Origin of the sequence: Curtobacterium sp. B8 (assembly GCF_000333315.1) — a bacterium.
GTDB classification, from domain to species: domain Bacteria; phylum Actinomycetota; class Actinomycetes; order Actinomycetales; family Microbacteriaceae; genus Curtobacterium; species Curtobacterium luteum.
In genome coordinates this window covers 1-2,491 of the sequence record NZ_BACW01000453.1, presented here as the reverse complement: position 1 = coordinate 2,491, position 2,491 = coordinate 1, and the positions used below count along the sequence as shown (strand labels likewise).

Annotated in this window: 3 protein-coding genes; all 3 read right to left on the bottom strand. The window is 72.4% G+C overall.

From position 1 onward, the window contains the following. Window positions 1-116: 116 nt before the first annotated feature. Window positions 117-629, bottom strand: a complete 513-nt coding sequence (locus I59_RS11735; RefSeq protein WP_042726684.1) for a shikimate kinase — start codon at window positions 627-629, stop codon at window positions 117-119. Window positions 630-760: 131 nt separating this feature from the next. After that, window positions 761-1,981 carry a chorismate synthase gene (gene aroC / locus I59_RS11730; protein ID WP_022904032.1) on the bottom strand — a complete coding sequence of 407 codons (1,221 nt, stop codon included), beginning with the start codon at window positions 1,979-1,981 and terminating at the stop codon, window positions 761-763. 45 nt (window positions 1,982-2,026) lie between these two features. Next, a partial coding sequence (mltG, locus tag I59_RS11725; RefSeq protein WP_022904031.1) for an endolytic transglycosylase MltG occupies window positions 2,027-2,491 on the bottom strand: 465 nt, incomplete at its 5' end.

The window sequence follows — 2,491 nt, the reverse complement described above, 5'->3', positions numbered from 1 at the left end:
CGCGGGGTCCGAGGAGGGCGGGCACGGAGCCGAGCAGGCCGAGCCGACCGGGACGACGTACCCGTCGTCCCCGCCGACGCGGATCTCGGTGGTGCCAGCGGGCAGGGCGGGTTCGGTCACGGTGTCCCTCCGGTGTGCTCGGGCGCGTCGATCGTGCCCGGTTCGCCGTCGCGTACCCACGCGACGACCTCGTCCACCACGCGGGACATCGGCCGCCGCGAGGTGTCCACGACGATGTGGGCGAGCTCGGCGTACGTCGCCGCACGCTCGTCCAGGATGGTCTGCCAGGCGTCGATGCCGCCGTCCGCGAGCAGGGGCCGGTCACTCCCGGCGATCCGCTCGGCCACGGCCTCCGGCGACACCGTCAGGAGCACGATCCGTGCACCGACGAGCGACTCGCGGGTCGCGGCGTGCGTCACGGCTCCCCCGCCGACAGCGACGACCCCGCCGGTGGTGACCGCGTCACGGACGGCGTCGGCCTCGAGCTCCCGGAACGCCGGCTCGCCACGCGTGGCGAAGATCGCCGGGATCGGGCCGTGCTCGCGCACGATCACCCGGTCGGTGTCGGTGAAGGGCACGCCGAGCGCCTTCGCCACCCGCTTGCCCACGCTCGACTTGCCGGCGCCCATCGGCCCGATGACGACGACGGGCGCGGTGAGGCGGCCGGTGCGTGGACTGCCGCCGCCGCGCGGACCGCCCGCACGCGGATCGCCCGAGTGCGAGCCGTCCCCGCGCGGACCGCCGGCCCGCGGACCCGCCGTCACAGGACGGGCGCGGAGTCCGCGGACTCGGTGCGACGGGAGCGGAGCGTCTCCGGGATCGACGCCAGGTAGGCGTCGAGGTTCCGCTTCGTCTCCGCGACGTTGTCGCCGCCGAACTTCTCGAGCACGGCGTCAGCGAGCACGAGCGCCACCATGGCCTCGGCGACGACGCCGGCGGCCGGGACGGCGCAGACGTCGGAACGCTGGTGGTGCGCGGACGCGTCCTCACCGGTGGTCACGTCGACCGTGTGCAGCGCGTGCGGGACGGTCGCGATCGGCTTCATCCCGGCGCGGACGCGGAGCACCGTACCGGTGGACATACCGCCCTCGGTGCCGCCCGCTCGGTCGGTCGTGCGGACGATCTCGCCGTCCTCGCGGTACAGCTCGTCGTGCGCCTCCGAGCCCCGGCGTCCCGCGGTCGCGAAGCCGTCCCCGACCTCGACGCCCTTGATCGCCTGGATGCCCATGATCGCGGCCGCGAGACGCGCATCGAGACGGCGGTCCCACTGCACGTGCGACCCGAGCCCCGGGGGCACCCCGTAGAACAGCACCTCGACGACCCCGCCGAGGGTGTCGCCGTCCTTCTTCGCGGACTCGACCTCGGTGACCATGCGCGCCGACGTCTCGGCGTCGAAGCACCGGAGCTGGTCGTCGTCGAGCCGGTCGACGTCCTCCGGCAGCGGCAGCGCGGTGCCGTCGGGCACGCGGACCGTCCCGACCTGCAGCGTGTGCGCGACCGACCGGATGCCGAGCTCGGCGAGGAAGGACTTCGCGACCGCGCCGAGTGCGACGCGGGCAGCGGTCTCGCGGGCAGACGCGCGCTCGAGGATCGGCCGCGCCTCGTCGAAGCCGTACTTCTGCATCCCGACGAGGTCGGCGTGACCGGGACGCGGACGGGTCAGCGGCGCCGAGCGGCCGCGCGACATGTCGGTCTGCTCGACGGGCTCGGGGCTCATCACCTCGACCCACTTGGGCCACTCCGTGTTGCCGATGCGGATCGCGATCGGGCTGCCCATCGAGTACCCGTGCCGGACACCACCGGACACGTGGAGCTCGTCCTGCTCGAACTTCATGCGGGAGCCCCGGCCGTACCCGAGCTTGCGGCGCGCGAGGTCGGTACGGATGGACTCGAACGACACCGGGACACCCGCGGGCAGGCCCTCGAGCATCGCGATCAGTTCGGGTCCGTGGGACTCACCAGCAGTCAACCAACGAAGCATGGCCCAATCCTCCCACAGCACGGTGCCGCGAGACGTCGCAGCGGGTCACTGGTAGTCGGGATGCGCCCGGAGCCACGCCTGGAACTTCGCGACCGCGACCTGGTGCTCGGCGAACGTGTCCGAGAACACGGTCTCGCCCGTCTCCAGGTTCACGGTGACGAAGAAGAGCCACTTGCCCTTCGCCATGTTGGTCACGGCCTTGATCGCGACGTCGCCCGGGTTCGAGATCGGTGCCGGCGGCAGACCCTTGTGGACGTAGGTGTTGTACTTGTTCGACGCGTCGTTCCGCTCGGCGTCGGTGGTGGTCACCCGGTGCGTGTTGCCGGTCCCGTAGGCGACGGTCGCGTCGGACTGCAGGGCCATGCCGTCGTCGAGCCGGTTCTGGAAGACGCGCGCGACCTTCGGGTAGTCGGCGGCGAGACCGGCCTCCTTCTGCACGAGGGACGCGAAGACGATGACGCGCTCCTGGTCTTCCTCGGCCACTCCGGCGGACGCCAGGTGCTCCTTCAT

Coding starts and splice junctions, on each gene's coding strand:
- I59_RS11735 (WP_042726684.1), bottom strand. CDS start 629: ATGGGCGCCGGCAAGTCGAGCGTGGGCAAGCGGGTGGCGAAGGCGCTC.
- aroC (WP_022904032.1), bottom strand. CDS start 1,981: ATGCTTCGTTGGTTGACTGCTGGTGAGTCCCACGGACCCGAACTGATC.